The 25,209-nt window shown below is 71.1% G+C and carries 28 protein-coding genes; 5 read left to right on the plus strand and 23 right to left on the minus strand.

What is annotated here, in order from left to right; genetic code table 11:
* Window positions 1-110: 110 nt before the first annotated feature.
* From QNO14_RS14685 to QNO14_RS14705, 5 genes are read right to left on the minus strand one after another with little or no spacing between them, the layout of a single operon-like run.
* Entirely contained in the window at window positions 111-959 is an 849-nt protein-coding gene (locus QNO14_RS14685) for an ABC transporter ATP-binding protein (RefSeq protein WP_257506418.1), read from the minus strand.
* Complete coding sequence (locus QNO14_RS14690; RefSeq protein ID WP_257506417.1) at window positions 956-1,780, minus strand: ABC transporter ATP-binding protein; 825 nt, start codon at window positions 1,778-1,780, stop codon at window positions 956-958. Before QNO14_RS14690 ends, QNO14_RS14685 begins: the two co-directional genes overlap by 4 nt.
* The gene (locus QNO14_RS14695) at window positions 1,777-2,685 is read right to left on the minus strand and encodes an ABC transporter permease (protein ID WP_257506416.1); all 909 of its coding nucleotides are present in this window, start codon (window positions 2,683-2,685) and stop codon (window positions 1,777-1,779) included. Before QNO14_RS14695 ends, QNO14_RS14690 begins: the two co-directional genes overlap by 4 nt.
* On the minus strand, window positions 2,682-3,746 hold the full coding sequence (locus QNO14_RS14700; RefSeq protein ID WP_257494537.1) for an ABC transporter permease: 1,065 nt from the start codon (window positions 3,744-3,746) through the stop codon (window positions 2,682-2,684). Before QNO14_RS14700 ends, QNO14_RS14695 begins: the two co-directional genes overlap by 4 nt.
* Window position 3,747: 1 nt before the next feature.
* Window positions 3,748-5,337, minus strand: a complete 1,590-nt coding sequence (locus tag QNO14_RS14705) for an ABC transporter substrate-binding protein (RefSeq protein WP_257506415.1) — start codon at window positions 5,335-5,337, stop codon at window positions 3,748-3,750.
* Between the two features lie 135 nt (window positions 5,338-5,472).
* Between QNO14_RS14705 and QNO14_RS14710 the strand changes: the two genes are divergently transcribed.
* Window positions 5,473-6,045: an Lrp/AsnC family transcriptional regulator gene (locus QNO14_RS14710; RefSeq protein ID WP_257506414.1), complete on the plus strand. Its 573-nt coding sequence runs from the start codon at window positions 5,473-5,475 to the stop codon at window positions 6,043-6,045.
* A 7-nt stretch (window positions 6,046-6,052) separates the two neighbouring features.
* Here the strand turns inward: QNO14_RS14710 and QNO14_RS14715 are convergent, their stop codons facing one another.
* A complete protein-coding gene (locus tag QNO14_RS14715; RefSeq protein WP_257494540.1) occupies window positions 6,053-6,394 on the minus strand; it encodes an avidin-fold protein in 342 nt (113 codons plus the stop codon).
* 96 nt (window positions 6,395-6,490) lie between these two features.
* Entirely contained in the window at window positions 6,491-6,961 is a 471-nt protein-coding gene (locus QNO14_RS14720) for a hypothetical protein (RefSeq protein WP_257506413.1), read from the minus strand.
* Between the two features lie 129 nt (window positions 6,962-7,090).
* Between QNO14_RS14720 and QNO14_RS14725 the strand changes: the two genes are divergently transcribed.
* On the plus strand, window positions 7,091-7,765 hold the full coding sequence (locus tag QNO14_RS14725; protein WP_257494542.1) for a ThuA domain-containing protein: 675 nt from the start codon (window positions 7,091-7,093) through the stop codon (window positions 7,763-7,765).
* A 135-nt stretch (window positions 7,766-7,900) separates the two neighbouring features.
* On the opposite strand, the gene QNO14_RS14730 is transcribed toward QNO14_RS14725, so the two are convergent.
* Both QNO14_RS14730 and QNO14_RS14735 read right to left on the minus strand, forming a co-directional pair.
* Complete coding sequence (locus QNO14_RS14730) at window positions 7,901-8,779, minus strand: SDR family oxidoreductase (RefSeq protein ID WP_257506412.1); 879 nt, start codon at window positions 8,777-8,779, stop codon at window positions 7,901-7,903.
* Window positions 8,780-9,046: 267 nt separating this feature from the next.
* Window positions 9,047-10,333, minus strand: a complete 1,287-nt coding sequence (locus QNO14_RS14735; protein ID WP_257506411.1) for a serine hydrolase domain-containing protein — start codon at window positions 10,331-10,333, stop codon at window positions 9,047-9,049.
* Window positions 10,334-10,412: 79 nt separating this feature from the next.
* On the opposite strand from QNO14_RS14735, the gene QNO14_RS14740 reads away from it, so the two are divergent.
* Complete coding sequence (locus QNO14_RS14740) at window positions 10,413-10,721, plus strand: DUF2470 domain-containing protein (RefSeq protein ID WP_257506410.1); 309 nt, start codon at window positions 10,413-10,415, stop codon at window positions 10,719-10,721.
* A gap of 125 nt (window positions 10,722-10,846) precedes the next feature.
* The gene (locus QNO14_RS14745; protein ID WP_257506409.1) at window positions 10,847-11,503 is read left to right on the plus strand and encodes a biliverdin-producing heme oxygenase; all 657 of its coding nucleotides are present in this window, start codon (window positions 10,847-10,849) and stop codon (window positions 11,501-11,503) included.
* 34 nt (window positions 11,504-11,537) lie between these two features.
* On the opposite strand, the gene QNO14_RS14750 is transcribed toward QNO14_RS14745, so the two are convergent.
* Entirely contained in the window at window positions 11,538-12,893 is a 1,356-nt protein-coding gene (locus QNO14_RS14750) for an ATP-dependent DNA helicase (RefSeq protein ID WP_257506408.1), read from the minus strand.
* A 110-nt stretch (window positions 12,894-13,003) separates the two neighbouring features.
* Between QNO14_RS14750 and QNO14_RS14755 the strand changes: the two genes are divergently transcribed.
* On the plus strand, window positions 13,004-14,128 hold the full coding sequence (locus tag QNO14_RS14755) for a hypothetical protein (protein ID WP_257506407.1): 1,125 nt from the start codon (window positions 13,004-13,006) through the stop codon (window positions 14,126-14,128).
* 133 nt (window positions 14,129-14,261) lie between these two features.
* Here QNO14_RS14755 and QNO14_RS14760 read toward each other — a convergent pair whose 3' ends face one another.
* From QNO14_RS14760 to QNO14_RS14820, 13 genes are all read right to left on the minus strand, one after another.
* Window positions 14,262-16,247, minus strand: coding sequence for a bifunctional copper resistance protein CopD/cytochrome c oxidase assembly protein (locus QNO14_RS14760; protein ID WP_257506406.1), 1,986 nt, complete (start codon window positions 16,245-16,247; stop codon window positions 14,262-14,264).
* A gap of 112 nt (window positions 16,248-16,359) precedes the next feature.
* On the minus strand, window positions 16,360-16,647 hold the full coding sequence (locus QNO14_RS14765) for an HU family DNA-binding protein (protein WP_257494550.1): 288 nt from the start codon (window positions 16,645-16,647) through the stop codon (window positions 16,360-16,362).
* Between the two features lie 438 nt (window positions 16,648-17,085).
* A complete protein-coding gene (gene rpsN, locus QNO14_RS14770) occupies window positions 17,086-17,391 on the minus strand; it encodes a 30S ribosomal protein S14 (protein ID WP_257494551.1) in 306 nt (101 codons plus the stop codon).
* Between the two features lie 3 nt (window positions 17,392-17,394).
* A complete protein-coding gene (rpmG, locus tag QNO14_RS14775; RefSeq protein WP_005051772.1) occupies window positions 17,395-17,565 on the minus strand; it encodes a 50S ribosomal protein L33 in 171 nt (56 codons plus the stop codon).
* Complete coding sequence (gene rpmB, locus QNO14_RS14780; protein WP_257494552.1) at window positions 17,565-17,801, minus strand: 50S ribosomal protein L28; 237 nt, start codon at window positions 17,799-17,801, stop codon at window positions 17,565-17,567. Before rpmB ends, rpmG begins: the two co-directional genes overlap by 1 nt.
* Window positions 17,802-17,941: 140 nt before the next feature.
* Complete coding sequence (locus QNO14_RS14785) at window positions 17,942-18,640, minus strand: DNA-3-methyladenine glycosylase (RefSeq protein WP_257506405.1); 699 nt, start codon at window positions 18,638-18,640, stop codon at window positions 17,942-17,944.
* Entirely contained in the window at window positions 18,637-20,055 is a 1,419-nt protein-coding gene (locus QNO14_RS14790) for a hypothetical protein (RefSeq protein ID WP_257506404.1), read from the minus strand. The genes QNO14_RS14785 and QNO14_RS14790 overlap by 4 nt, the downstream gene beginning before the upstream one ends.
* Window positions 20,045-20,908, minus strand: coding sequence for a TIGR03943 family putative permease subunit (locus QNO14_RS14795; RefSeq protein ID WP_257494555.1), 864 nt, complete (start codon window positions 20,906-20,908; stop codon window positions 20,045-20,047). The genes QNO14_RS14790 and QNO14_RS14795 overlap by 11 nt, the downstream gene beginning before the upstream one ends.
* Window positions 20,901-21,938: a permease gene (locus QNO14_RS14800; RefSeq protein ID WP_374113977.1), complete on the minus strand. Its 1,038-nt coding sequence runs from the start codon at window positions 21,936-21,938 to the stop codon at window positions 20,901-20,903. Before QNO14_RS14800 ends, QNO14_RS14795 begins: the two co-directional genes overlap by 8 nt.
* Window positions 21,935-22,384 carry a Fur family transcriptional regulator gene (locus QNO14_RS14805; RefSeq protein WP_257506403.1) on the minus strand — a complete coding sequence of 150 codons (450 nt, stop codon included), beginning with the start codon at window positions 22,382-22,384 and terminating at the stop codon, window positions 21,935-21,937. Before QNO14_RS14805 ends, QNO14_RS14800 begins: the two co-directional genes overlap by 4 nt.
* A gap of 51 nt (window positions 22,385-22,435) precedes the next feature.
* Window positions 22,436-23,305 carry a metal ABC transporter permease gene (locus tag QNO14_RS14810; RefSeq protein ID WP_257506402.1) on the minus strand — a complete coding sequence of 290 codons (870 nt, stop codon included), beginning with the start codon at window positions 23,303-23,305 and terminating at the stop codon, window positions 22,436-22,438.
* Window positions 23,302-24,132: a metal ABC transporter ATP-binding protein gene (locus QNO14_RS14815; protein WP_257494558.1), complete on the minus strand. Its 831-nt coding sequence runs from the start codon at window positions 24,130-24,132 to the stop codon at window positions 23,302-23,304. The genes QNO14_RS14810 and QNO14_RS14815 overlap by 4 nt, the downstream gene beginning before the upstream one ends.
* Window positions 24,129-25,106, minus strand: coding sequence for a metal ABC transporter substrate-binding protein (locus tag QNO14_RS14820; protein ID WP_257506401.1), 978 nt, complete (start codon window positions 25,104-25,106; stop codon window positions 24,129-24,131). Before QNO14_RS14820 ends, QNO14_RS14815 begins: the two co-directional genes overlap by 4 nt.
* Window positions 25,107-25,209 lie beyond the last annotated feature (103 nt).

Consider the following 25,209-nt stretch of genomic DNA (forward strand, 5'->3'; position numbering starts at 1 on the left):
GGCCTCGATCCTGCTCTGTCGCCGCTGACGCGGGCGGAATCTACGTAATATACAATATACCACGTCCACGATCCGTCGCGCTGGGGCGACCAGGCTCACCACCGCCGGTGTCAGACCGCCCGGTCCAGCGCCGCCGGGATGTGCTCCGCCCACTCCGCGGGCGACTCCGCCGCGGGTGCCGCCGGCAGCGTGCCGGTGCCGTCGGGATGCGGGATCGCCGCGAGCAGATCCCGCGTGTACGGGTGCACGGGGTCGGCCCAGACGAGCGGGGTCGGCCCCGACTCCACGATGCGCCCGCGGTACATCACCGCCACCCGGTCGGCCATGAGCCGCACCACCGAGAGGTCGTGCGAGATGAAGAGCATCCCGGCACCGGACTCCAGGCACAGCGTGCGCATCATGCCCGCGACGGATGCCTGTGCCGAGGCGTCCAACGCCGAGATCGGCTCGTCCGCGACGATGAGGTCCGGCCGCGCGGCGAGCGCCCGGGCGATCGCAACGCGCTGGCGCTGACCGCCCGACAGCTGGTGCGGATACCGGCGCGCGAACGACGCCGCGAGCCCGACCGCCTCGAGCCACTCCTCCGGTCGCGCCGACACCACACCCCGACCGCGCGCGGCGCGGGCGCCGTCGGCGATCTGCTGCGCGACGCGCACGCGGGGGTTCAGCGACGAGTTCGGATCCTGGAAGACCATCTGCATCGCCGTGAGCGCCGCGGGGCGAGTCCGAAGTCCCAGCGGCGGCACCGCGGCCCCGTGGTACGACACGGCGCCGGAGTGGGGGCGCTCCATGCCGACCACGGCGCGGGCGGTCGATGACTTGCCGCAGCCGCTCTCGCCGACGAGCGCCAGCACCTCCCCCGGCACGATGCGCAGCGACACGCCGTCCACCGCGCGCAGCGCGCCGCGGCCGCCGTACTCGACGACCAGGTCGTCGACCTCGAGGATCGGAGCGGTCATCGTTCGTCCTCCTGCGGGATCTCGCCCGCGACGAGCGGCTCCTGTGCGTCGGGCATGGCCGCCAGCAGCTCTCGCGTGTACTCGTGGGCAGGGGCGGTGAACACCTGCGCACGTGTCCCCGCTTCGACGATGCGGCCGTGGCGCATCACCGCGACGTCGTCGGCGATGGCGCTCATCACGCCGAGGTCGTGGGTGACCAGGAGCACGGCGAGGTTCCGCTCGATCGCCAGGTCGCGCAGCAGGTGCAGCATGCCGGCCTGCACGGTGACGTCGAGCGCCGTCGTCGGCTCGTCTGCCAGCAGCACCTCGGGGTCGCAGGCCAGGGCGATCGCGATCGCCACCCGCTGGCGCTGCCCGCCGGAGAACTGGTGCGGGAACTTCGTCAGCGCCGCGTCGGGATGCGGCACCCGCACTCGGTCGAGCATCTCCGCAGCCCGCGTGCGCGCCTGTGCCCGCGAGAGGCCGAGGTGGGTGCGCATCACGTCCGTCAGCTGCGCGCCGACGGTGAGCTGCGGATGCAGGCTCGCCGACGGGTCCTGGAACACCATCCCGATGCGACGGCCCCGGACGGCGCGGTACCGGCGCGACGGCATCCCGATGAGCTCTTCGTCGCCGAGCCGGATCGAGCCGCTCGCCGTGCCGCCCGCCGGCAGCAGGCCGAGCACCGCCATCGCCGTCATGCTCTTGCCCGACCCCGATTCGCCGGCCAGGCCCTGCACCGCGCCGGGGCGCAGCGCCAGGTCGATGCCGCGCACGACCTCGGTGCGGGCACCGCGAGGTCCCAGTTCGACGCGGAGGTCGCTGATCGTGAGGGCGTTCACCGAGCCTCCTCCTTCGCAGCGGTCGCCGGGGCGGGCTCGGCGGGACGCTCCCGGGCGGCCAGCGGGTCGAGGGCGTCGCGCAGCGAGTCACCGATGAAGTTGAACGCCATGACGACCGTGAGGATCGCAAGACCCGGGAACACCCCCAGCCACCAGGCGTCGATGTGCTGCATCGCCGCGGAGATCATCGCGCCCCACTCGGGGGTGGGCGGCTGCGCGCCGAGTCCCAGGAACGACAGGCCCGACAGCAGCAGGATCGCCGTGCCGATGTCGAGCGCGGCGAGCACGAGCACCGGTCCGCCCACGTTGGGGAGGATGTCCACGCGCAGCGACCGCAGCGGCGAGAAGCCGAGCAGCCTGCCGGCGATGACGTAGTTCTGGTGGCGGAGGCTCAGCACCAGCGATCGGGTGATGCGGGCGTACTGCGGCCAGGCGACGATGATGCCGGCGATCACCGCATTCATGATCGAGGGGCCGAGCGCGGCGGCGATCACCATGGCCAGGATCACGGTCGGAAAGGCCATCACCATGTCGGTGATGCGCATGAGCACCTCGTCGACCCAGCCGCCGATGTAGCCCGCGACAGCGCCGACGGTCGTGCCGATGAGCATGGCGCACACCACGAGCACGAGGGCGAGCGGGATGGTCGTCTGCGCACCCGCCAGCAGGCGGGAGAAGACGTCGCGACCGTTGGCATCCGTCCCCATGATCGCTTCGACGCTGGGAGCCTGCAGGCGCGGCAGCTGCTGCGCGAGCGGGTCGTGCGGCGTGATCCACGGGGCGAGGATCGCCACGAGGACCCACGCGGCGGCGATGACGACGCCGACGACGGCCAGCGGCGAGCGCCACGCGGCGGGAAGACGGCGGCGCCGAGGGGCGACGCGGGCGGGCAGCAGCAGGTTCATGACAGCCTCACCCGGGGGTCCAGCGCGCCGTACAGGATGTCGATCACGAGATTGATGACGAGGTAGATGACGCCGACGACGAGCCCCACGCCGGTGACGGCGAGCAGGTCCAGGCCCTTGGCGGCGTTGTAGGCGTAGGTGCCGAGACCGGGCCAGGCGAAGACCGCCTCGACGAGCACGGTGCCCGACAGCAGCGTGCCGAACGCGATGCCCACCATGGTGAGGATCGGCAGCGCCGCCCCCCGCAGCACGTAGCCGAAGACGACGCGCGGTCCGCTCAGTCCCTTGGCACGCGCCGCGCGGGCGTAGTCGGCGTCGAGCACTTCGAGCACCGAGGTGCGGATGAAGCGGGTGAGCAGCGCGATCGTGAACAGGCTCAGCACGAACACGGGCAGAGCCAGGTGGCTGACGGCGTCGAAGAACCCGACCGAGTCGCCGTTGAGCAGGAAGTCGATGGTGTGGAATCCCGTGACGCGCGGCGGCGGCGTGATGGTCGGCGACAGCCGCCCCGACCCGCGCACCCAGCCGAGCTCGAGGAAGAAGAAGTTGTACGCCAGGATCGCCATCCAGAAGGTCGGGATGCTGAGCCCGACCAGCGAGACCACCCGCACGACCTGATCGGTGGCCTTGCCCCGGCGGTACGCGGCGAGCGTGCCGAGCACGATCGCGACGGCAAGGCTCAGGATGATCGCGTAGAAAGCGACCTCACCCGTGGCGGGGACGGCCTTGGCGAGGTCGTCGACCACCGGGCGGCCCGTCGTGATCGACGTGCCGAGGTCGCCCTGCAGCAGGTTGCCGAGATACAGCACGAAGCGCTCCGGCACCGACTTGTTCAGTCCGTACTTCTCCTCGTAGGCGGCCACGGTGGCCGGGTTGGACGAGGCGCCCTCACCCAGTGCGGCGCGCACCGGGTCGCCGGGCACCAGGACGGTGAGCAAGAAGGTCACCAGCACGACGCCCAAGAGCAGGATGACGGAGGTGCCCGCCCGCCGCACCAGGTAGCGGGCCAGCGTGTGCCGGCCGGCTCCGGTGCGACGAGCGGGCGTGGTGGACGTCGTCACGTCACTGCGTGGGGGAAAGCGCGGTGAGGTCGAGCGTCCACGTCGGGTTGTACGTCAGTCCGCTCACGGTGTCGTCGGCGGCGATGTTGTTGCCGGGGACGATGAGCGGAACGAACGGACCAGATTGCTGCATGGCGGTGGCGTAGGCGCGGAACGCCTCGGTGCGCTCCTCGACCGACGTGGCATTGCGCGCCGCGTCGACGAGCGCGGCGATGTCGGCGGATGCCGCGGCATCCCATCCCGCGCGCAGGCCCACCTTCTCGCCCGGACCGAACGGCAGGAACGACGAGGAGTCGGCGTAGTCGGGGCCCCAGTACCACATCGAGAACGCCTCGGTGCCGTTGACGTACGGGTCGATCTCGGTGGCGAACGGCGCGGGAGCGAGCTCGACGTTGATGCCGGCGGCCTTCAGCTGGTCCTGCACGCGCTCGGCCACGGGCGTGAACTCGACGCCGCCGACCGGGTTGTCGTTGGGGAACTGCAGCTTGACCGTCTCACCGGCATAGCCGGACTCCGCCAGCGCGGCCTGCGCACGGTCGAGGTCCTGGTCGGCGCCGTCGGCGAGCGCGCCGGCGAACATCGGCGGGATGACCCCGGTGGCCTGCTCGGCGCCCGCGCCGGCCAGCTCGAGGATCTTGTCGTAATCCAGCGCGTAGCGCACGGCCTCGGCGAACTTCGGGCTCGCGGTGGCGGGGCCGACCTCGGCGTTCTGGTTGATGAGCAGGAAGATCGTCTCGGCAGACGGCACGGAGTCGACGGTGAACCCGTCGCCCAGTCCCTCGACCTGGTCGCCGTTCAGGTCGACCGCGATGTGGGAGTCGCCGCCCTTGAGATTGATCAGCTGCGTCGCGCTCTCCGTGACGTTGCGCACCACGATCTTGTCGTACGCCGCAGGCGTGGGCCCGTTGTACTCGGGGTTCTCGACCAGCACGACCTGGGTGGTGAGGTCGAGCGAATCCAGCAGGTACGGTCCGGAACCGGCGGACGCGCCGTCGAGGAACGTCTGCGCGGCATCGGCGGTGTCGGTGGCGCCGCCGTTGGCCTCGACTTCTTCGGCGTTGAGGATCGACAGCGAGGGGTTGGTCACGATGGCCGGCAGCTGCAACGACGGCTTCTCGGTCTTCAGCACGACGGTGGCGTCGTCGACCTTCTCCACCGTGATGCCGGCCATGAGGAAGTTGGCCTTGGAGTCGGTCATGCCCGCCACGCGCTCCAGCGAGAACACGACGTCGTCCGCCGTCACGGGGGAACCGTCCGAGAACACCCGGTCCTCGTCGAGGGTGAAGGTGAACTCGGTGGCGTCGTCGTTCTGCTCCATCGTCGCCAGCGCCGGCTGCGGCGTGGTGTCGTCGCCCTCGAGGGTGAGCAGCGTGTCGTACACCGCGTGCAGCACCATGTTGCCCGTGGGCACGTAGTTTCGGCCGGGGTCGCCGGTCTCGAGCGAGAAGGCGGTGTCGACGACGAGCGTGCCGGACGCGCTGTCGCCACCGTCTGCGTCGGTGTTCGCCGAGTTGCCGCCGGAGCAGCCGGCGAGCGCAAGCGCGGAAACCGCGACGAGCGCGGCAGCGGCACGGGTGTGGGGTCGGGCCACGGGCGGGTCCTCCTGAAATCGCATGCTGGACATCTCGAGAGGGTCCAGCGGGTTTTCGGGCACTCTATCCGAGATTGAGTCACCGACGCGCACTTTCCGTTGACGGACGTAACACGCGGGTGCAATATGTCCAACATGAGGGAACCGCGCATGCACTCGGCTGGACGATCGGCCGTCCAGATCGATGAAATCGGCTACGACATCCTCCGCGCGCTGAGAGATGACGGTCGTGTTTCAATCGCCGCACTGGCGGCACGGGTCGGCATCTCGCGGGCGAGCGCCTACAGCCGGGTGGAGGCACTCACCCGCGCGGGGGTCATCACCGGGTACTCGGCGCGGGTCGATCCTGCCAAGGCGGGTCTCGGGGTCTGCGCGCTGGTGTTCTGCTCCGTGCACCCGCAGAGCTGGGAGGAGTTCTTCGCCGCGGTGCGGGCTCTTCCCGAGGTCGAATCGGCGAAGATCACCACGGGTGAGCACGACATCATGCTGCTCGTGCGCAGCGTCGACGTCGAAGGCATCCACTCGCTCGTCGTGGGCGGCATCGCTCTGCTGCCGCAGGTGGCGCGCGTGGAGACCGTGCTGATCCTCAACGAGGTGTTCGAGCGGCCCTACGTGCTGCCCACCGACATCCCGGCCCGCGAAGAGGTGCTGCCCGAGAGGGGCCTGATGAGCTACGTGGCGACGAGCTCGGATCGTCCGTCGGGCTGACGCGCGCTCAGAGCTGGATGCACACGCTCTCGTGGTCGACGCCGTCGACGACGAAGCTCTCCACCAGGCGGAGGCGGCCGTCCTCAGCGCGCTCCGCACGGCTGTCGGCGGAGCCGCGCACAACGCTTCCGTCGGCGGCGAGCGCGTGGGCGAACGAGATGCCGACCACGTCGCCGTCCACGCTGCCGACGAAGCGCCCCTCGGTCACGGTGTCGCCGGTGTACTCTCCCCACACCAGCAGGCCGTCCTGGTGGTACGTGAAGGTGGTCGGGGACTGCGGATCGACGACGCTGGCGGTGGAGGAGACCATCGCGAACCGCTGACCGTCGAGGTTGATCGGGGAGGGCATCCCACGAGTATCGCGTGAGACAGGCGCCTTGTGCCAAACCGGGCGACCCGCCCGATTCGACGCGCGGCGCGGGTCGAGCCCCTCCCTCCCGCCCCGTCAGCCGCAGAGGGCCGTCAGCTCGTCGATGGACTCCTGCGCGTCGCGGCTGTCGTCCACGAGGTCGCTCTGGACCTCGGCCAGCAGCGGCGCGTCGTCGGCGGCGGCCTGCAGCTGGTCGATCAGCAGGCCGACTTCCCTCATGTCCTCATCGATGTCCTCGAGCTCGTCACGCACCCGCACGTTCGTCACCTGCCCCCGTGCGGCCTGCAGATCGTCCGTGGCGGACTGGATCGACTCCGATGCCGCCGTGTAGTCCTCGTCATCCACGAGGGCGAGCGCTTCCGAGAGCGCATCCTCCGCGTCCTGGGCCGCGCCCTCAGCGATGTCACAGGCTTCGGCGACGGATTGCTCGGTCGTCGACTGCGTGGCGCCGCCGTCCGTCGCCCCGCGGACGCTGCAGCCCGAGACGGTGAGCAGGATGATGGCCGCGAGCGCAGCCGTCGTGACCTTGCGCATGATGTCCTCCATGGCGTGCGGTGTTCGTGGCGGCCACGGTACGTCCCGACCGAGCGCCGCGCCAGGCCCACGGCGAGGTCCCGCTTTGGCCCCTGCGCCGCGCCGCGGGGGGTGAGCACAACCGCCCGCTACCGTTGCAGCATGCCGAACGCCTCCTCGCACCAGACCGCCCTCGTCGTCAGCGGCTCCGGGCGGTACGCCGACGCGTGGCATCCGTTCCCCCGCACGAGTGCCCTGCTCGCCGAGATCCTGCGGGAGACGGGGTTCGAGGTGAGGATCGACGACGACGTGGATGCCGCGATGGCCCGGCTCGACGACGTCGACCTGCTCGTCGTGAATGCCGGCGACCCGTGGCGGGATGACCGGGAGGGCGCTGCTCCCTCGGCATCCGTCGAGGGCCTGGACCACGCACTCGAGCGCGGGATGGGGGTGCTCGCGATGCACCTGTCGGTGGGGTCCCTGCGGGACTACCCGTCGTGGGCTCCGGCGATCGGCGGCATGTGGGTGCCGGGCGCGTCGTGGCATCCCGAGATCGGCGACGTCGACATCGCGGGCGGTGTGCTCCCCGGAGGCACCGTGGTGGACGGCTTCACGGTCTTCGACGAGCGGTACTGCCGCCTGCAGCAGCTCGGCGAGCGGCACGTGGTGACCACTCAGGTCACCGACGGCGAGCGGATGCCGGCGGCCTGGGTGCGCACGCACGGGCCGGCGCGGGTGGCCGTCGACACCCTCGGGCACGACGAGCGGTCCTACGAGTCGGACGGCCACCGGCGGCTCATCGGGACACTCTCCCGATGGGCCGCCGGGGCCGCCTGAGCCCGGGCGTCACCGGCGCTCCGCCATAACGTCGGAGATCGACCGTTCCTCGGACCCGAAACGCCGCTGGCATCCGAAATACCGGCGATCCCCGAAGAACTGACGAGGGCGCGGATGCCGCGCGCCGCCTGAACGTCAGAGGTGCTTGCCGCCGGTCACCGGAAGCACGGCACCCGACGTGTACGAGCCGTCCTCGGAGGCGAGGTACACGTACGCGCCGGCGAGTTCGGCCGGCTGCCCGGCGCGGCCGAGCGGGGTGTCCTGGCCGAACTCCGCGAGGCGCTCGACCTCCCAGCCGGTGGCGGGGATGAGCGGGGTCCAGATGGGACCGGGGGCGACGGCGTTCACCCGGATGCCGCGGGGTCCGAGCTCCTCGGCCATGGCGCGGACGAACGCCACCTGGGCCGCCTTGGTCATGGCGTAGTCCACGAGGGACGGCGACGGGCTGAAGGCCTGGATCGATGCGGTGACGATCAGGGACGCGCCGGGCTGCAGGTGCGGCACGGCGGCGCGCGCGGTCCAGATCATGCCGTAGAGGTTCGTGCGGAAGACGCGGTCGAATTCCTCGGTCGGCAGGTTCTCGATGCCGTCGCGGTCCTTCTGGTAGGCCGCGTTGAGCACGACGATGTCGAGGCCGCCGAGTTGCTCGACCGTGTCGGCGACGATCTGCGTCGCGAATGCCTCGTCGCGGATGTCGCCCGGGAGGGCAACAGCCTTGCGCCCTGCCTGCTCGATGAGGGCGACGGTGGCGTCGGCATCCTCCTGCTCCTCGGGGAGGTACACGATGGAGACGTCGGCGCCTTCGCGCGCGTAGGCGATCGCAACGGCGCGGCCGATGCCGGAGTCGCCGCCGGTGATCAGCGCCTTGCGGCCCTCGAGTCGGCCGCTGCCCCGGTAGGTCTTCTCGCCGTGGTCGGGGCCGGGCAGGGTCTGCTCGGTGAGTCCGGGCTGCTCCTGGTGCTGGTCGGGCACTTCCTCGTCGCGATACTTGTCGCGCGGATCCTGCATGGTCATGTGACTCCTTCCCTTGCGTCCCTCGAGCGTGCCCGAGCGGTCCTGCAGCGAAAAGGGGCTTGACACCGCCCGCCCCCCGACGGCTCGCGGGCGTGCCGAGTGAGTATTCGGCGACGCAAGTGAGTATTCGGCGACGCGAGTGAGTATTCAGTCGCGGGCATGCATAGGGCTCCGGGCCCGCCACGTGAGCGTGCTCGGGGCGCGAGTACTCACTCGGCGACGCGAATACTCACTCGGCGATGCGAATACTCACTCGGCAGCGGGGGGTCAGCCCTCGGGGAGCGGGCAGACGGCGGCGGCGGCCACGTACTCGCCGTACTGCTCGGCCGTCCAGGGAAGGCCGGCCGGGGGCGCGGTCTGGCCGGACGCTGCCGGCGCCTTCGACGCGATCGCGGCAAGCTCCCACGCCAGGTCGGAACCGACGGTCGCGCTCGCCCGCGAGTTGTTCAGCACGACCGCCACGGCCATCCCGCTGGACGGGTCGGCGAAGGCCCCCGTGATGTAGCCGGGGATCGCGCCGTACTGGCCGATGAGCGACCCGGCCTGGTAGGCGCCCCCGGCGGCGGTGTACCAGGTCGGCCCGTTCGCCGAAGCGGGCAGCGGCGAGGCGAAGCGCTCGTCCGTCGCACCGGGAAGGGATCCCGTCGCGAGCGCCTGCACGTACAGCCCGAGGTCCTCGATGTCCGACACCACGCCGGCCGCGGTGTATCCGGTGCTCGACGACAGGGCGGTGACGTCCATCGGCTCGGCGCAGTTGACCGCGCCCTCCGGGTTGTCGGGCGAGTACAGGCCGTTGAGCATGGGCGCATCGGCTTCGGCGAGGTTGCGGGTGGGGGCCGGAAGCACGGTGGCCTGCAGCCCGAGGGGCTCGGTGATGTACTTCTCGTACATCTCCGCGGCCGTCAAACCGGTCGCCCGCTCGAGAGCGATGCCCAGCAGCAGGTAGCCGGTGTCCGAATCGGCGAACGCGGCGCCGGGCTCGCCGGTGCGCGCAGCTCCCATGCCGTAGGCGGCCAGCTCCTTGGGGCTCCACACGCGCTCCGGAGTCACCCGCCAGCGCTCGACCACGCGCGGCGCGTACGACGCTATGCCGCTCGTCGAGTCGCACAGCTGCTCGAGGGTGACGTTCTCGTAGCCCGGCATGCCGGTGATCCACTCGGTCACCGCATCGTCCGGCGACACCAGTCCGTCGGCCGCCGCCGCGTAGAGCACGTCGCAGGTCATCGCACGGGTGACATTGGCCACCCGGAAGCGCATGTCGGTGCTGACCTCCTCGCCACCGGGCGTCGTCGTCCCGAGGCCCGCGATCCACGTGCCGCTCCACGGCGCCCACACTCCGACGATCGCACCACTGGAGCCGGTCGCAGCCATGGCGCGCTCGACCGCTCCCTGCAGCTGCTGCTGTGTCTCGGCGGGGAGGGCGGCATCGACCTGCTCCGGCACGTCGGGAACGACCGACGCCCCGTCGCCGGAGCACGCGGTGGCGACCAGCGCGATGCCGACGACACCGGCGATCGCGGTCACGACGCGCCGTGCGCGGCTGATGTGCGGCATCCAAACCCCCGAAAAGTCTCCCTACGATTCAAACACACCCCGGCGTCCGCCCCCGTACGGCTCACCTACCCTGGGGGTCATGCCGCATACCTTCGACGACGACACCCTGGTGCGCGTGCTCCGGCACATGAACGACGACCACGCCGACGACAATCTGCTGATCGTCCGCGCATTCGGCTGCCCGGACGCCGTCCAGGCGACCATGGCCGGCTTCGACGGGGACGGTGCCGACTGGCTCGTCGTGCGAGCAGACGGATCGGCGCAGTCGGTCCGCCTCGCGTGGCCCCACGCCCCGATCTCCGAGCGTCCCGACGTTCGTCGCGAGATCGTGGCACTGTATGACGCCGCCTGCGCTGCACTCGGGGTCGAACCCCGCCCCCACGACTGACAGCGGCGGCGACAGCGGCGACGACAACGGCGGCGCCAGACAGTCGGATGCGGCGGCGACAGCAGTCGGATGCCGCGGCAAGAAAAAGCTTCAGGTGAGCTGAGCCTTCGTCATACGATGAGGCCATGTCCGAGCCGATCGCCTTCTCCACCGCACTGCGTGAGCGTTCCACCGGCGCCCACTCCGGCAGCGAGAGCGCGGGGTTCATGGCCGACCTCATCAAGGGCGAGGGCACCCGCGAGGACTACATCGCCCTCGTCGCGCAGCACTGGTTCATCTACGAGGCCCTGGAGGCTGCCGCCGATCGCATGAAGGCCGACCCGGTGGCGTCCGTCTTCATCACCGAGCGGCTCACCCGACTGCCGGCACTCGAAACGGACCTCGAATTCCTGCTGGGGTCCGACTGGCACGCGCAGATCGCGCCCTTGCCGACGACCCAGCGCTACGTCGAGCGCATCCGGGCGGTCGGGGCGACCTGGGCCGGCGGCTTCGTCGCCCACCACTACACCCGCTACCTCGGCGACCTCTCGGGGGGTTTGTTCATCGGCCGCCTGATGGCTCGCCGGTTCGGCTTCGAGACCAACGGCATCGGGTTCTACCTCTTCGACGCCATCGCCGACCCGAAGGCGTTCAAGGACGTCTACCGGGAACAGCTGGATGCCGCGCCGTGGGACGACGCCGAGAAGGAGCGTGTCATCGACGAGGTGTTGCGCGCCTACCGGTTCAACACGGAGCTGTTCGAGGACCTGGCACGGGCGAAGGCCGGCATCCGCGTCGCCTGATCCTCACGAGCGCTCCCGCGCCCCGGCGGCGCCGTCAGGCGCGCGGGCGCATGAAGCGGCGCACGTCCGGGTCGACGCGGATGTCGCTGGGACGGAGCGGCCGGGTCAGGTACAGCCCCTCGAGGCTGGTGAGCCGCGACAGCGCGACGTACGTCTGGCCCGGGGCGAAGGCACCCGAGCCGAGGTCCACGATCGCCCGCTCGTAGGTCTTGCCCTGGGACTTGTGGATCGTCACGGCCCACGCCAGCCGCAGGGGGAACTGCGTGAACTCCGCGACGATGTCCCGGGAGAGCGACTTGGATGCCGGATCGTACGCGTACCGGAACCTCTCCCAGACGGTCGGCTCGACGTCGTGCTCGATGCCGTCGACCTCCACCCGCACCGTCGCCCCGGCGATGCGCGTGACCGTGCCGATGGTGCCGTTGACCCACCGGGGCGGCTCGCCGAATCCACCGACGTCGTTGCGCAGGAACATCACCTGCGCGCCCACCTTGAGCTGCAGCTCCATCTCGGCCGGGTACGCCGCGTCGCCACGCCCGAAGTCGCCACTGACCTCGGCCCGCGCCGTCTGCACGGCACCGGGGAGGGCGTCGAGGTGGCGCTGATTGATGCGGTTGACGATGTCATTGCGGGTGGCCAGCGTGATGATCGGCGGCTCGTCGCCGCCGGGCTCGGGCGGACGCCGGGCGCCGGCGGTGTTGAGGACGTCGGCCATGTCCGCGGTGACGACACCGTGACGCACCGCGTTGAGGAGGATCTTGAACGTGGGGTCGGACTGGCGGTGGATGTCGCGCAGCTCCCGGATGTTCAGCTTCGCGCCGTGGCGGCCGAGGTCGATGAGTCCGCCCTCGGCGTCGTCGCCCGACTCCCCCGCCCACACGTGCGCGTCGAAGAACCAGAACGACCGGTAGTGGTCGCGGATGTACCGCATCTCGTCGCCACGGGGCGGAACCGGCGCGAGCTGGTACGGGTCGCCGAACATGACCACCTGCGCGCCGCCGAACGGCTCGCTGCGGCGGCCGCGCGCCTGGCGGAGCGAGCGGTCGATGGCATCCATGAGGTCGGCGTTGACCATCGAGATCTCGTCGATGACGAGCGTGTCGAGGGCGTTGAGGATGCGGCGTGTCTGGTCGGGCTGGTCCAGGTCGCTGCCGGCGATGAGCCCGATCGGCAGCCGGAACAGGGAGTGGATCGTCTGCCCCTCGACGTTGAGGGCGGCGACGCCGGTGGGGGCGCAGACGGCGATCTGCTTGTCGGTGTTCCAGGCCAGATGACGCAGCAGCGTCGACTTGCCCGTTCCGGCGCGGCCGGTGACGAAGACGTGCTCATCGGTGTCTTCGATCAGCCGGAACACCGCTTCCTGTTCATCGGAGAGGGGCGGCGTGGTCACTGATTCATGCTCGCACAGGCGCGACCTGCCGCGGCCCGCGGCTCACAGCGCGCCGCGCCGCCTGGGAGGGCTCCCGGGCTGCGGGCAGGTGCAGTTCCTAGACTGAGTACATGCAGCAGGGGGTCACGGCACCGACGCGCTCTCGCGCGCGCCGACGGGGCGCACCGTCGACGCGGGCGGATGCCGCCCTGCCGGGTTCCCGGTCGGCCCGCCGCAGCCTGCGACGGGATCTCTCCCTGCTCGCGGTGGTGGGCGTGCTGCTCCTCGGGGCGCTGGCCGCCACCTCGAGTGTGCTGTACACGAACTTCTACAGCCCGAGCGCCTTCGTGACGCGCTACCTCGCGATGCTCAGCGAGGGGCGGGCCGCCGACGCCCTCGCCGTGCCGGGAGTCGTCGTGGACTCCGCCGAGCTCGAAGCCGCCGGGCTTCCGACGACGGCATCCGAGGCGTTGCTGCGCCGCGCGGCCCTCGCCCAGCTCACCGACGTGCGGGCGGTGGCCGAGGAGACCCGCGACGGCGTCTCCCACGTGACCGTCGAATACAGCGCCGGCCCGTACCCGGGCAAGACCACGTTCGAAGTGGAGCGCGACGGCTGGATCGGGGTGGCTCCCGCGTGGCGCTTCGGAGAGTCGCCGCTGGCGGTCATCGATCTCACGGTGCACGGCGCCATGGAGTTCACCGTCAACGGCTTCGAGATCGACAAGCGACAGGTGTCGCCGGACGGCGCTGAGGCCGACCCCACGGCGTCGGTGCCGCTGCTGGTCTTCTCGCCGGGCGTCTACTCGGTCTCGGTGGACACGGCCATGTCGGCGACCCCCGGCGTCGCCGTGCTGTCCGACTCGCCCGCGACCGGCATCCCGATCGAGCTGCAGGCGGAGCCCACCGAGCAGTTCATCGGTGTCGTACAGGAGCGCGTGGACCAGTTCCTCGCCGACTGCGCCGCCCAGCAGGTGCTGCAGCCCGCCGGCTGCCCGTTCGGCTACACCGTGCGCAACCGCATCACCGAGCTTCCCGAGTGGTCGATTCCGCAGCCGCCGCAGGTCGCACTGGAGCCGAACGGCGCGGGGTGGAAGATCCCCGTGACCGGCGCCGTCGCGCACATCGACGTCGAGGTGCAGTCGCTGTTCGACGGCTCGGTGTGGGAGGTCGCCGAAGACGTCCCGTTCCAGCTGACCGGCGACATCACGGTGCTGCCCGACGGCACGGCCTCGATCGTCGTCTCCGGCGCCGAGTGAGTATTCGCGGCCCCGAGTGAGTATTCGCGGGCCCGAGTGAGTATTCGCGGGCCCGAGTGAGTATCGGGGGCCCGAGTGAGTATTCGGGGCGCTCGCGCCATGGAATGGCCCCGGGCCGCCTCAGAGCCCGGCCTCAGAGCCCGGCGCGCTCCCGGCGGGCGTCGCGCTCGGCGAGCTGCGCGAGGCGCTCGTTGTACTCCTTGAGTTCGGCGTCGTCGGTGCGGTCCGCCTGGCGGTCGCGTCGCTTCTGCATCCGCTCGTCGCTGCGGCTCCACTGGATCGCCACGACGAGGGCGAGGATCAGCGTCGGGATCTCGCCCACCGACCAGGCGACGCCGCCGCCGGCATACTGGTCCTCGAGCGGCGTCACGCCCCACGTGCGGCCCATCGAGCCGAACCACTCCGCGACCATGAGACCGGACTGCATCATGATGGCGATGCCGAAGAAGGCGTGCATCGCCATCACCGCGATGAGCGTGACGAGGCGGAACGGGTACGGGTAGCGGTACGGCACCGGATCGGCGCCGACGAGCGACAGCGTGAACAGGTACCCGGCGATGAGGAAGTGCGCGACCATCCACTCGTGGCCCAGGTGGTCGTACAGCGACCACCGGAAGAGATCGGTGTAGTAGAAGACCCAGAGCGACCCGATGAACATCGCCGCCGCGAACAGCGGATGGGTGACCACGCGCGAGAACGGGCTGTGCACCGCCCAGAGGATCCACTCGCGGCCGCCGCGCGTGCCGTCGTCCCGCTTGCGGATGGCCCGCGCGGCGAGGGTCACCGGAGCTCCCGCGACGAGGCACAGCGGAATGGCCATCGACAGCAGCATGTGCCCGACCATGTGCACGCTGAAAAGGTAGTCCTGGTAGACGTTGATCGGCCCGCCGGTGACCCACAGCAGCAGGGCGAGCCCGACCAGCCACAGCGCAGTGCGGTAGACCGGCCAGGTGTCGCCGCGTCGGCGGAGGCGGATGACGCCCGCGACGTAGAAGAACGCCCCGAAGGCGACGGCGAAGGCCCAGAGCAGATCGATGTCCCAGGCCGTGAACCAGCGGTCGACGGTGAACTCCGGCGGCAGCGGCGACCCGGTGAGGATCTGCGCGGGGGTGAGGTCGGTGGGGAGGGACGTGTCGACGGGCGGAGGCGTGCGCGCGAGGGCTGCCGCCGCTCCGCTGGCGACGCCCATGAACGCCAGTTCCAGGCCGATGAGCGACCAGAACCGGCGCGATGCGGCATCCTCCCGGTATCGGCCGATGAGGCGCACGCGGTACCAGGCGCCCAGCACGCCCAGCACGACGAGCGCGACGATCTTCACCAGCAGCACGATGCCGTACGGTGACGCCAGCAACTCGAGCGTGATCCCGCCGGCGACGGCGCGGGCGGTGCCCGAGACGGCGACCACGATGAACGACACCAGCGCGATCGATGAGTACCGCCGCAGCACGTCGGCCATCTCGTCGCGCGAGAGCGCGGGCCGCACCAGCACCATGAGCACGAGGCCACCCAGCCAGACGGCTGCCGCGACGAGGTGCAGTGCCAGCGCCATGACGGCGGCGCTGTGATTGGCGTCGTCGCCGGAGTGGCCCTGCGTGGCCATGGGCACGAGCGAGGCGATCGCGAGAATCGCGACGAAGAGGGTCAGAGTCCACGTGCGCACGGCGAAGGTCAGCACCGTCAGCACGGCGCCGGCCAGCGTGGTCAGCAGCCACGCACGGCCGAGCTCCTGCTCGACGAGGAACCGCCCCAGCTGCTGGCCGAACTGCGCGTCGGGGCTGGGGGTGGAGCCGAGGGCGTTGAGGACGGTGAAGAATCCCGTGATGCCGGCGGAGACGGTGAAGACGGCGGCGGCGACGGATGCCGCGTCCAGCGCGATCTCGAAGGCGCGGGTGCCCGCGCGCAGCGCGTAGAGCGCGACGACCAGAGAACCCACCATGACGGCGGCGGAGAGGTTGACCGTCAGCTTGGCCAGCGGCAGGCCCCAGCGCACGACGGGCCCCGGATCGCCCAACCGCAGCGGCTGCGCGCCGCCGGCGAAGGCGAGCCCGCACAGCAGCACGGCGACAGCGGCGATCGCGAGGATCGCCGGGCCGGCGTACCGGAGGGCGCGGGAATTCACCTCACAAGCCTACGCGGGCATGCAGAAGGGGGATGCCGCGTGGCATCCCCCTTCTGACGACCGAGGTCCCGGGGCGCGCCCGCGCGCGCCGGAACTGGCCTGACCGGCGTCGTTACTTGACGGCAGCCTTGAGCTTGGAGCCGGCGGTCACCTTGACGCGCTTGCCCGCGGCGATCTTGATCTCCTCGCCCGTCTGCGGGTTGCGGCCCGTGCGAGCGGCGGTGTCGACCTGCTCGAACGCGATCCAGCCGGGGATCGAGACCTTGCTGCCCTTCGCGACGGCCTCGGAGACGGTCGAGAACAGCGCGTCGAGCACACCGGAGACGGTGGCCTGGCTCTGGCCGGTGGCGCTGGCGATGCTCGAGACGAGCTCGGTCTTCGTGATGGACTTGTCAGCCATGGGGTTGTCCTCCAAGGCGGCGGCGCCGCCTTCTTGTCCTTCGGACCGGAGGCTGGCGCCCCCGGGCTGGTCGGTGCGACCGTGCCCGAATATACCCACGATCCGCGGAATCATGCGGATTTGGGCGCCTTGCGGGGCAGATTCACCGGCGTGTCGCAGTGAATCGGGGCGGATGCGGCCGTTCCGGGGGTCGCCGGCATCCTCGGGGCTCGTCACCGGCCGGGGTCCTCCACCCACTGCATCAGCTGAATGAGGATGCCGTCCGGGTCGCGCGGGGGGAGTGCCGCGAATACTCACTCGGCAACCCGAATACTCACTCGGCAACCCGAATACTCACTCGGCAACTCGAATACTCACTCGGCAACCCGAATACTCACTCGGGAATGGGAAAGGCCCGCAGTTCCGGGGAACTGCGGGCCTTCGGTCAGCGACCGGGTGTCACCAGGACGACTTGGTCACACCGGGCAGCTCGCCGCGGTGAGCCATGTCGCGGAAGCGCACACGGGAGATGCCGAACTTTGTGAGGTTTCCGCGGGGGCGACCGTCGATGACGTCGCGCGAACGCACGCGCACGGGCGACGCGTTGCGGGGCAGCTTCTGCAGGCCCACGCGGGCGGCTTCGCGCTCCTCGTCGGTGGACTCCGGCGACACGAGCGCCTTCTTCAGCTCAGCGCGCTTCGCGGCGTAGCGTGCCACGACGACCTTGCGCTGCTCGTTGCGCGCGATCTTGCTCTTCTTAGCCATGGATCAACGCTCCTCTCGGAATTCGACGTGCTTGCGGATCACCGGGTCGTACTTCTTCAGCACGATGCGGTCGGGGTTGTTGCGGCGGTTCTTGCGCGTGACGTAGGTGTAACCCGTGCCGGCGGTCGAACGCAGCTTGATGATCGGACGGACGTCCTGAGCCTTCTTGGCCATCAGAGCTTCACACCCTTCGCGATCATGTCCTTCACAACCGACTCGATGCCACGAACGTCAATCACCTTCATGCCCTTTGCGGACACGTTGATGGTGATCTTCCGGCCGAGCGAGGGCACGAAGTAGGTCTTCTTCTGCACGTTCGGGTCGAAGCGGCGCTTCGTCCGGCGGTGCGAGTGCGAGATGTTGTGACCGAAGCCGGGAACAGCTCCAGTCACCTGGCACACTGCTGCCATGTGATGTCTCCTTAGTACCGTGGCACCGGACGGTGCCACCCAAGATCCCTTGTCTGCACCCCGCGAACGACCCGGCCCGTGAAGGCCGGCGATCGAGGGAGGGGTGCGAACTGCGTGCTGGAGTGCGCGCAGACGAAGAGTCAGTCTAGCACGGGAGGGCGTGTCGGCTTGACGCCGCCCGGCTGCGGTCCCGCGCCCCGCCCCCACCGGAACGCCGAGACGGTCGGGTCCCCGGCGATCCAGAACCGCCACGGAAACGCCGCCGTCCCCGCGTCGCAGGCCACGCCTACGCGGGGACCGGTCGCCGGCTGCGCCACCGGCTGCACCGCCAGCATCAGCCGCGCCACGGCACCGTGCAGCGGCGCGCCCGTGACGGCGTCGATCCCGTCGTGACGCGGGTGGCGCAGTCCCACCGCGTCGCCGAGGCGGCCCGGCCCACGGGCCAGGTCGCGGTCGACGCGTGCGGCGGGGCGGCGGTGGCGTGCAGCATCCAGTCCCTCCACCACTTCGCCGCCACGCAGCAGCACACCGCCGGCAACCCCGTCGGGGGCGCAGACGACGTTGACGCAGGAATGGATGCCGTGGCTCAGGTAGACGTAGAGGTGTCCAGGCTCGCCCCACATGGTCGCGTTGCGGGGGGTCGGTCCCATGCGGGCGTGCGAACCGGGGTCGGGCACCTTTCCGGTGCCGCGGCCGTGGTACGCCTCGACCTCGGTGAGGCGCACGGCGACCGTCTCGCCGTCGGCCGTCACCCGCAAGACGCCGCCCAGTAGCCGGGGCGCCACGTCGAGGGGCAGCCCCACGAAGTCCTCACGTGTCGCGGGGCGCAGCTCGCTCATTGCGGCGGCACCTGGCACCACGACGCGTCGAACCCGGTGAGGGCGACGACCGGCTCACCGTCGGCGAGGGTGACGATGTGGGTCTCGAGCCCCTCGGGCAGCGGCACGTCATACAGGTCGTACGCGTTCGAGACCGCGTCGGGCGCGACGAGCACGGCGGCGTAGCGGCCGCTCGGCGACACGCAGGTCTGCAGCACGGCGTCGGTGCCGGGTGCCTCGAAGACCGCCCGCGTGCCGCTCGGCTCGACGACCTCGACCGAGGTGCCGAGCGGGTTCAGGCCGTCGAAGCGGGTGATGGTCTGCAGGGTCCCCCCGCCGGGGAGAGGGAGCACGAGCAGCGGACGCACCTGCTCGGCGGCAAGCGGCAGCGGCTCCTCCGTGCCGTCGCCGAGGTCGACCAGCACCAACCCGTCCACCCGCTCCACGGCAGCCACCGGCGTGCCGCGGGCGATGCCGTCGATCGCGATGGCCGTGCCGAGGTCGACCGCGTCGGCCCCCGACGACGCCGACAGCAGCAGCCGGCCGTGGAAGGTCAACACGAGCAGCGCCTCGCTGTCGGGGACGAACCTCCAGTCGGTGACCCGCTGCTCGTCGCCGGCGATGGGCACCGCGACCGGCTCGGCATCCGGATCCTTCAGCGATGCGGTGTACAGCACGCTCTCGACGCCGCCGCCGAGCCCCACGTCGTCGGCGGTGTAGGTGTAGCCGATGAGCTCGCCGCGGTCGGCGCTCTGCAGGTTCGCGACGCGACCCTCGCCCGGCAGCGCGAGCTCGGTGGGGTTGCCCCCGTCGCGGTCGGTGACGATGAGCGCCGTGCGGTCGTCTTCCCGCACCGAGATCACCAGGCGGCTGGAGGTGGCCCGGAAGTCCTCGATGTGGGGGTGCTCGAACACCGGCACACCCTCGCCGGCGAGGTCGGTGCGGAAGACGGTGTCGTCGCCCTCGGCGGACCGGCGCAGCAGGAACATCTCCAGCGGCGGCGTGCGCATGGTCTCGACCACATCCGAGGTCGGGCCGCCGCCGACGGCCTGCAGCCCTTCGATGCGCACCGTGTACTCGGTGTCGTCGTACAGCGGCAGGGTGAAGCGCACCCCGACGCTGCGGCCGGAGGTGTCGACCGTGAAGGGGGTCTCCGGGGTGACGGTCACCTGCGCGGGGTCGACCTCCTGCAGCGACCGGCTGGTCGTCACGATGAACCGCGACCCGGATGCCGCGACCGCCGCCGCTGGATCGGACTGCACGTCGGTGACGCGGGGACCCTGCAGGGCGGCGATGCCGGCCCCCGCGAGCCCCACGACCACCAGCAGGCCGACGACGACTGCGAACGCCACCGCGAACGAGCGGCGGCGCCGGTCGCGGCGCAGGCCGCCGCGCGTGCGCGTGCGCTGCCGACCACCCGTGGCGTCAGTACTCATACGGGTCGTCCGGCTCGTCCACGGGAGTCACCTCGGTGGCGGCGATCGACAGCGCGCCGTCGGCGCCGGCCCGCACGGTTCCGCTGACGGTCACCCAGCTCCCCGTCTCCGGAACGTCGCCGACGGCGACCGGCACGCTCGCCACCTGCGCATCGATGACGCAGTGCGTGATGACGAGTCGCGTGAGGCCGAAGCCGTCGTCGCCGGGGGTGACGAATCCGGTGAGGGTCACCGCGTCGCCGTCGAAGGCCTCGGGGTTGGTGGCGGTCGCGAAGACCGTCGCCCACTCCCCCACCCCGAACACCGTGGTGTCACCGGTGGTCGCGAGGTCGAGCGCGTCGGCGCCCTGGAAGAGCGGCGCGGCGCCGGTGTCACGGTCCATCGCGAGCTCCGCCGACAGCGACGCCGGGGGCAGCACCAGGATCGCGCCGACGATGCCGGTGGCCAGCACCCCTCCCGCCACGGTGGCGGCGGTCGCCGCGGTGCGGCCGAAGCCCGCAGCCACGACGGCGTCGCGGCGGGCCTCGCGTTCGGCCGAACGACCGCGACCCGGCTCGCCGCGCGAAGGCACGACGAGCTCGTCGGCATCACCGTGATCGTGCCCGTGGTCCGCCTCGGCACCCAGCGGGAGCGCGAAGCTCGCGACGGTGCCGACGAGTGCGACGACGGCGAAGGAGACGGCGAACCATGCCGTGTCGGGGTTGATGTACAGCCCCAGGCGGCCCGTCGCCGCCAGCACGATGGTGAAGGCGGCCACACCGGCGGCCAGCCCGACGCCCAGCCACCGGTTGGCGAGTGCCTGCCCGCGGGTGAGCCCCGTGGACTTCTTCGAGCGGGTCGCGGTGTCAGACAAGCAGGTTCACCCCCACGCCCATCGCGAAGGCGAACAGCACGACCACCACCGTCATCCCGACGAGCACGGGGGTGCGGTAGGTGGTGCGCAGCAGGGCCAGCATCTTGATGTCGACGATCGGCCCGACGATGAGGAACGCCACGATCGCCCCGGGCGTGAAGGTCGACGCGAACGACAGCGCGAAGAACGCGTCGACGTTGGAGCAGATCGAGACGATCATCGCCAGGGCGATCATGACCGCGATCGACAGGGCGGGGTTCGACCCGATGGCGACCAGTGCCTCCCGCGGCACCAGCACGTGCACAGCGCCCGCCAGGCCCGATCCGATGACGAGCGCCGGCATGACCGCGCGCAGCTCCACGACGAACTGCGCGAGGCTGCGCCGGCCCCGACTGCCCGTGTCGGTCGCCGCGAAGTCGCAGGTGTCGCGGAAGCGGTCGGTGATCAGGGCATCCGGGTCGGGATGCAGGCTGTACAGCCAGCCGACGAGGTTGGCGACCAGGTAGCCGCCCACGAGCCGGGCGATGAGGATGCCGTCGTCGAACCCGAACGCCTGGTGCGTCGTGAGGATCACGATGGGGTTCACGATCGGCGCCGCCACGAGGAACGTGAGCGTCTCGGGCACCGAGAACCCACGCATCATCAGACCCCGCGCGAACGGCACATTCCCGCATTCGCATACCGGGATGAACATGCCCAGCAGCGACAGCACCGCGCGGCGCGCCCACGCGCGTCGCGGCATCCACCGCTCGATCGCGCCGGGCGGAAGCCATACCTGGATGACGATCGAGAGCAACACGCCCAGCACCACGAAGGGCAGCGACTCGATGAGCACGCTGATGGCAAGCGTGAGGCCGTCCTGCGCCCTGTCGGGGAGGGGAGTGGATGCCGGCGTGATCGCCGCGACCACGAGCAGCGCCGCGACCAGCACCCCGCCGAGCCCGAGCGAGGCCAGCAGTCGCGTGCTCCGCGCGGGTTCCGGGCGCGCGGTGCGCGGCCGACGCGCGCGGCGGGGCTGCACGCTCGTCACGCGAGCGAATCCTCGGCGGGGACCGCCGGCTCACCGGCGTCCACGGCGTCGCCCTGGGCGACGGCGGTGCAGGCGGCGCACAGTCCGAAGATGTCGACCACGTGCTCGGCCTGCGTGAATCCGTGCTGGGCGGCCGTGCGGTGCGCCCACTGCTCGACGTCGGTCGCGGCGATCTCGACGGCGCGTCCGCATCGGCGGCAGATGAGGTGATGGTGGTGACCCGAGGTGGTGCAGGCGCGGTAGAGCGCCTCGCCGTCGGGGCTCTGCAGCTGGTCGGCGTCGCCGGCGGCGGCCAGGCCCGCGAGCGCGCGGTAGACGGTGGCGAGGCCGATGCCGGTGTTCTCCTCGCGCAGCGTCGCGTGCAGCGTCTGGGCGCTGACGAAGCCCGGCGCGTCGGCGAGCGCGTCGCGCACGCGCTCCCGCTGCCAGGTGTTCCGCTGAGCCATGGGTCCGATTCTAGGCGGGCGGCCCGCAGAGCCGGCTGGGAGAGCGGACGCTCACGCCGCCTCCCGCAGGCGCGTCACGCGGCCGCGGCGGTTCCCCACGACGCGACAGACGAGATAGATCACGAACGAGATGGTCGTGATGTACGGACTCACCGGCAGGGTGCCCATGACGGCGAGGAGAATGCCGCCGACCGCCGACACCACGCCGAAGACGGCCGCCAGCAGCGGCACCGACAGCGGCCCCGATGCCACGCGCATGGCCGCGGCGGCGGGGGTCACCAGCAGCGCCATGACCAGCAGCGCCCCGATGATGTGCACGGCCACGGCCACGATGAGACCCAGCAGCAGCATGAAGGTCAGCGACACCGCGGTCGTCGGCACACCGCGCGCGGCCGCGGACTGCGGGTCGAGCGAGTCGAAGCGCAGCGGGCGCCAGATGAGCAGCAGGCCCAGCAGCACGAAGGCGCCGATGGCGATGAGCCACCCGAGCTGTCCGGACTGCACCGAGACGATCTGGCCGGTCAGCAGGCTGAAGCGGTTGGCGCTGCGTCCGTCGTAGAGCGAGAGGAAGAGGATGCCGAGACCCAGGCCGAACGGCATGAGCACGCCGATGATCGAGTTGCGGTCGCGTGCCCGGGCACCGAGCCCGCCGATGATCCCGGCGGCGATGAGGGAGCCGACGATCGACCCCGTGACGACGTCGACGCCGATGAGGAGGGCGGCCGCAGCACCGGCGAACGACAACTCGCTGATGCCGTGCACCGCGAAGGCCATGTCGCGCTGCATCACGAAGACGCCGATGAGCCCGCCGACGAGGCCGAGCACCGCGCCCGCCCACACCGAGTTCTGCACGAGCGCGAGGATCGCGGTGTAGTCGGCGACTCCGCCGAAGAGCGCGTCGCCGATGTCGTCCCAGTTCATGCCGATGCCTCGTGGTGGTGGTGATGGTGTGAGTCCTCGGCGTCGGGCGCGCCGACGACGACGAGCCGCCCGCCCGCGCGCAGCACCTCGACGGGGGCGCCGTACAGGTCGCTGAGCACGCGGGAGGTGAGCACCTCGTCGGGGGTCCCCAGTGTGAAACGTCCGCCCGCGATGTAGAGGATGCGGTCGACGGCGCCCAGCACCGGGTTGATGTCGTGGGTCACCAGCAGCACGGCGGCATCGGTCCGGCGCCGGTGCGCGTCGATGAGCCCGACGACCGCCTGCTGGTTGGCGAGGTCGAGGCTCGTGAGCGGCTCGTCGCAGAGGAGCAGCCGGGGGTCGTCGGCGAGTGCCTGGCCGACGCGCAGGCGCTGCTGCTCGCCGCCGGACAGCACCCCCACGGGCCGGTCGGCGAAACCGCGCGCGCCGACGGCGTCGACGAGGGCGTCCACCCGCGCCCGGTCGCCGCGGCGCGGGATCGGAAAGCCGAACCGGTGTCCGTCGATGCCGAGCGCGACGAGGTCGCGTCCGCGCAGCGGCGTCTCGGGGGGAAGGGGCCGCTGCTGGGGGATGTAGCCGATGTCACGGTTGCCGCGACGGCGCACGGGCCGGCCCAGCGCCTCGATGTGCCCGGCACTCAGCGATTCAAGCCCCAGGATCGCCCGCAGGAGGGTCGTCTTGCCCGACCCGCTCGGGCCCAGCACCGCGAGGAGCTCCCCGGGCTGCACCTCGAGGTCGAGCCCCGACCAGAGGTCGCGACCGTCGCGGCGGAGCGCGGCGCCGGTGATGCGCAGCGGCGCTCCGGCGCCGGGCGTGGTCGCGCTCACGCGTCCAGCGCCGTCGCGAGGGCGCGGATGTTGTCCTGCATCCACTCAATGTACGTCGCGCCGCCGGGGAGGGTCTCGGTGACCTCCACGACGGGCACGCCGACGTCCTCTGCCGCATCGACCGCCTCGGCCGTCTCGGCGCCGGCGGTCTGCGCGTTGGTCAGCAGCACGGCGACGTCACCCGACGCGATGACGTCGAGGGCTTCGAGCAGCGTGGCAGGGGGCACGTCCTGGCCCTCTTCGACCGCTTCACTGAAGGCGGGCGGGGTCAGGTCGACGAGCCCGGCGGCGGCGGCCAGGTACACCGGCGCCGGTTCGGTGACGAAGGCGCCCTCGCCCTGGTGCGCGGCGGCGAGGCCGGCCAGCTCGGCCTCGAGCTGCGCGATCTGCTCCGAGAACGCCGCAAGGTTCTCTTCGAACATCGCCGCGTCGTCCGGACGCAGCTCGCTGAGGGCGGCGGCGATGTCCTCGGCCACGTGCTCGACGGTGTGCGGGTCGTACCAGACGTGCTCGTTGAAGCCCTCGACGTGATCGTGATCGCCGTGCTCGTGCTCGTGCGTCGCGTCGTCCGCGGAGTCGTCGTGCCCCGCGTTCTCGGGCCAGTCGTGCGCGTGCTCGACGGCGGTCACGACGGGCGCGTCGGCACCGCTCGCGTCGATCAGCGCGTCGACGAAGGGGTCGTAGCCCCCGCCGTTCTCGATGATGAGGTCGGCTCGCTGGATCGTCAGCTGGTCCCGCGCGCTCGCCTCGTAGGCGTGCGGGTCCTGCGACGCCGACGAAACGATCGAGGTGACGTCGACGGCATCTCCGCCGATCTGCTCGGCGATCTGTCCGTAGACGCTCGTGGAGGCGACCACCTGCAGCGCGTCGTCGTCCGTCGCGGCGTCGTCCGGGGTCGTGCCGGAGCATCCGGCGAGCAGCAGCACGGATGCCGCACCGAGCGCGGCGGCGGGGAGCGTCGTGCGGTTCGTCATGGTGTCCAGTGTACGCGCTACTGATAATCGTTCTCAACTTGGCGGGAGATCCCCGGACGACTAACGCGCACGTTGCCACGGTCGATAGCGCAGTTCAGGAGTC

The sequence above is a fragment of the Microbacterium sp. zg-Y625 genome, from assembly GCF_030246925.1.
In the GTDB taxonomy this organism is placed as follows: Bacteria; Actinomycetota; Actinomycetes; order Actinomycetales; family Microbacteriaceae; genus Microbacterium; species Microbacterium jiangjiandongii.